5 protein-coding genes are annotated in these 3718 nt (G+C 60.8%); 2 read left to right on the top strand and 3 right to left on the bottom strand.

Features of this window, described 5'->3' with window-relative positions:
- Positions 1 to 15: 15 nt before the first annotated feature.
- Together bamC and dapA are read right to left on the bottom strand one after the other, a co-directional pair.
- Entirely contained in the window at positions 16 to 1131 is a 1116-nt protein-coding gene (gene bamC / locus FEM54_RS27340) for an outer membrane protein assembly factor BamC (protein ID WP_138453729.1), read from the bottom strand.
- A 17-nt stretch (positions 1132 to 1148) separates the two neighbouring features.
- Positions 1149 to 2027 (bottom strand): 4-hydroxy-tetrahydrodipicolinate synthase, encoded by an 879-nt coding sequence (gene dapA, locus FEM54_RS27335; protein WP_017137337.1) that lies wholly within the window; start codon positions 2025 to 2027, stop codon positions 1149 to 1151.
- 273 nt (positions 2028 to 2300) lie between these two features.
- On the opposite strand from dapA, the gene FEM54_RS27330 reads away from it, so the two are divergent.
- Both FEM54_RS27330 and FEM54_RS27325 read left to right on the top strand, forming a co-directional pair.
- On the top strand, positions 2301 to 2861 hold the full coding sequence (locus FEM54_RS27330) for a glycine cleavage system transcriptional repressor (RefSeq protein WP_017137336.1): 561 nt from the start codon (positions 2301 to 2303) through the stop codon (positions 2859 to 2861).
- Positions 2862 to 2871: 10 nt separating this feature from the next.
- Positions 2872 to 3345: a peroxiredoxin gene (locus FEM54_RS27325; protein WP_138453728.1), complete on the top strand. Its 474-nt coding sequence runs from the start codon at positions 2872 to 2874 to the stop codon at positions 3343 to 3345.
- A 129-nt stretch (positions 3346 to 3474) separates the two neighbouring features.
- Here the strand turns inward: FEM54_RS27325 and FEM54_RS27315 are convergent.
- A partial coding sequence (locus FEM54_RS27315) for an AI-2E family transporter (protein ID WP_138453726.1) occupies positions 3475 to 3718 on the bottom strand: 244 nt, incomplete at its 5' end.

Raw genomic sequence — 3718 nt, 5'->3', positions numbered from 1 at the left:
GCAAAACGCATCGGGTCAGCCCAGGTTGTCCTGAATCACGCCCAACACTTTGCGCGCTGTTTCAGCCGGCGCAACGGTGTTGATATTCTTCTCGACGGTCACTTGCACGCTCTCGCCCACCTTGCTCAAACGAACCTGGTAACGCTCGGCACGGGTTTCGATCTCTTCCTTGGTCGGCTTGCTGCCAAACAACTTGCCGAAGAAACCTGGCTCGTCGTCTTTCTTCTCGGCCTTTTCCGCTACGTTGATGTAGTACAGGCCCAGGCTGCGGTTGATGTCTTCAACGCGCCATGGACCTTGCTCCAACGCACGGCCAACACTGGCCCAGGCACGGTCGAGGTCTTCACCCAGGGTGAGCACCACGTTGCCGCTGCCGTCTTCGGTGAGGCTGACACGGTTAGGCGTGTCGAAGTTACCGGCGGCGAGCAGGGAAACCGAACCGCCCTTCTCGGAGATACGGCTCATGCTGGCCAGCATCTCGTCGACCAACGCGGCGTCTACGCCCATGTTGACCGAACGCGGGGTGAAATCGACGTTGGCAGTGCTGCCGGCAGGACGCTCGGCGCTCACCACGTAGACTTCACTGGTATTGCGCTGCACGCCTGGCTCGATGCGCACACGCACACGGGCTTCGCTGTCGGGCGCTACACCGCTCGCCTGCAGGCGCTTGGCCATGCTGGCGGACAGTTCGCTGCCGTGCTGCCATGCCGTGGTGAACTCACCGGTTTGCGGGCGTTGTTGATCAATGCTGAAACCGTTGTCCTGGAAGAACTGCACCGTCACTGGCCAGACTTCAGCCGGTGGGCGTTGGGCCATGATCCAGCGGTTGTCGCCGCTCTTTTGCAGGCTGTAGTCGCTGGTGTCCGCCACGGCCGAGATCGGCTGCGGGCGTGGCACTACGTACTCGCCCTTGGTGGTGTCATCGGCGACGTTGCGCGGAATCGGCAACAACGGGTCAAGGCGCTTGGCGACGTTGACGTCCGGCGGAAGTTGCATCGGTTTGGTTGCTTGGGCTTCCAGGTAATCGCTGCCGCGGTCACGGAAGTAGCCTTCCGGGCCCCATACCCAACCGCAGCCACTGGTGCTGGAGATAATCAAGGCAAGTGCGGAAAGTCCGGCCAATCGCTTCATGCGTAGTGCTTCCTCAATTAAACCAGGACGCCGGACTGGCGCAGGGCCTGTCGCAGCGGTTCGTGACAGGCTTCGCTGAGCCGGGTGAGCGGCAGACGGATACCGTCCGGCATCAAGCCCATCTCAAACAGCGCCCATTTCACGGGAATAGGGTTGGATTCAATAAACAGTGTCTTGTTGAGCGGCATCAGTTGCTCATGGATCGCACGGGCTTTTACGGCGTCACCGGCGATGGCGGCGGCGCACATGTCGCTCATGGCGCGTGGCGCGACGTTGGCGGTCACCGAGATGTTGCCTTTGCCGCCCAGCAGGATCAGCTCGACCGCCGTGGCGTCGTCACCGGAATACACCAGGAAGTCGCTGCTCACGCCGGCCAGGATGTCCTTGGCGCGCTGCAGGTCGCCGGTAGCTTCCTTGATGCCGATAATGTTCGGCACGGTGGACAGGCGGATCACGGTCTCGGCCTTCATGTCACAGGCCGTGCGGCCAGGAACGTTGTAGAGGATCTGCGGGATGTCGACGGCTTCGGCGATGGCCTTGAAGTGCTGGTACAAGCCTTCCTGGGTCGGCTTGTTGTAGTACGGGGTTACCAGCAGGCAGGCATCGGCGCCGGCTTTCTTGGCGTTCTTGGTCAGCTCGATCGCTTCACGCGTCGAGTTGGCGCCTGTGCCGGCGATTACGGCAATGCGGCCCGCCACGCGCTTGACCACGAACTCGATGACCTGGATGTGTTCTTCCACATCAAGGGTGGCCGATTCACCTGTGGTGCCGACCGCCACGATGGCGTTGGTGCCTTCTTGCAGGTGGAAGTCCACCAGTTTGCCAAGGCTGTCCCAGTCGAGATGACCTTGTGCATCCATGGGTGTGACCAGTGCCACCATACTGCCCGCAATCATGCAACCGCTCCTGCCGGAAAAAGAGAGCCGTAATGGTACTGGCGCCAAGATGCTTGTACAAGCGAAGTACCGCCTGAGGATGCGTTCTGGGGCAACTAAACGACGGGCAATGCCATCATTGGGCCAAAGCGCGGCTTGAAGCACGCTGAAATCAGACCGATCGCGTAATGAAAACGCCACCTCCTAGCCCTTGGCGATGGTTTTCGCTACCCTTCATCCTTTGATCGATACAGCCCACACGGTATCGACCGCTCATCGCTTTAGGAAGGCTGCATGTCCACCCCCACAGTTCGCGAACAATTCCTTGTTATCAGTGCCCTCGGCGCCAACCCCATGGAGCTGACCAACGTCCTGTGCCGCGCCAGCCATGAGAACCGCTGCGCCGTCGTGACCTCCCGCCTCACCCGCCACGGCGAGTGCAGCGCGTTGGTACTGCAGATCTCCGGCAGCTGGGACGCCCTGGCGCGCCTCGAAACCGGCCTGCCGGGCCTGGCCAAGAAGCACAACTTCACCGTCAACGTCGTGCGCAGCGCCGCCCTGGAAAACCGTCCGCAGGCCCTGCCTTATGTAGCGTATGTCAGCTCGGCCTACCGTTCGGACATCGTCAATGAGCTGTGCCAGTTTTTCATCGACCACAACGTCGAGCTGGAAAACCTGACCTGCGACACCTACCAGGCCCCGCAAACCGGCGGCACCATGCTCAACGCCACGTTCACCGTGACCTTGCCGGCCGGCGTGCAGATCAGTTGGCTGCGTGACCAATTCCTGGATTTCGCCGATGCCCTGAACCTCGACGCACTGATCGAGCCATGGCGCCCACAGAACCCAATGTAAGGAAGTACCTATGCCGGTAGCCATCGACAAACCCGTGGCCGATTTCGAAGCCCTGGCCACCAGCGGCCAGACGTTCAGCCTTGCAGCCCTCAAGGGCAAGCAAGTGGTGATCTACTTCTACCCAAAGGACAGCACCCCGGGTTGCACCACCGAGGGTCAGGGTTTTCGTGACCAGTACGCCGCGTTCAAGGCTGCCAATACCGAAGTGTTTGGCTTGTCGCGAGACAGCGTGAAGTCCCACGAGAACTTCAAGGCCAAGCAGGAATTCCCCTTCGAGCTGATCAGCGACAAGGACGAAGCGGTTTGCCAGCTGTTTGATGTGATCAAGCTGAAGAAGCTGTATGGCAAGGAATACCTGGGCGTGGACCGCAGCACGTTCCTGATCGACAAGGATGGCGTGCTGCGTCAGGAATGGCGTGGTGTGAAAGTGCCGGGCCATGTGGATGCGGTGTTGGCGGCGGCACAGGCATTGAATAAAGCTTGACCCTGCTGTGGCGAGCGAGCTTGTTGTGGCGAGCGAGCTTGCTCGCGCTGGAGTGCGAAGCGCTCCCGCTTTCAGAGGCCGCTAAGCGATCCAGCACGAGCAAGCCCCCTCGCCACAATAAGGTTGCTGCTACAACAAAGGCGCCACCACCGGCTCTTGCCGCGGCCACGCATCCAGTACGGCCTTGAACAGCGTCGCCAGCGGGATTGCAAAGAACACGCCCCAAAACCCCCACAGCCCTCCAAACAACAGCACCGCGCAGATGATCGCCACCGGGTGCAGGTTGACGGCCTCCGAGAACAGCAGCGGCACCAGCACGTTGCCATCCAGGGTCTGGATAATCCCGTACACCGCCATCAGGTAGATGAACTGG

The sequence above is a fragment of the Pseudomonas edaphica genome, assembly GCF_005863185.1.
Taxonomy (GTDB): Bacteria; Pseudomonadota; Gammaproteobacteria; order Pseudomonadales; family Pseudomonadaceae; genus Aquipseudomonas; species Aquipseudomonas edaphica.
The sequence above is the reverse complement of the archived record's forward strand: the minus strand, read 5'-3'. Positions and strand labels throughout refer to the sequence as shown.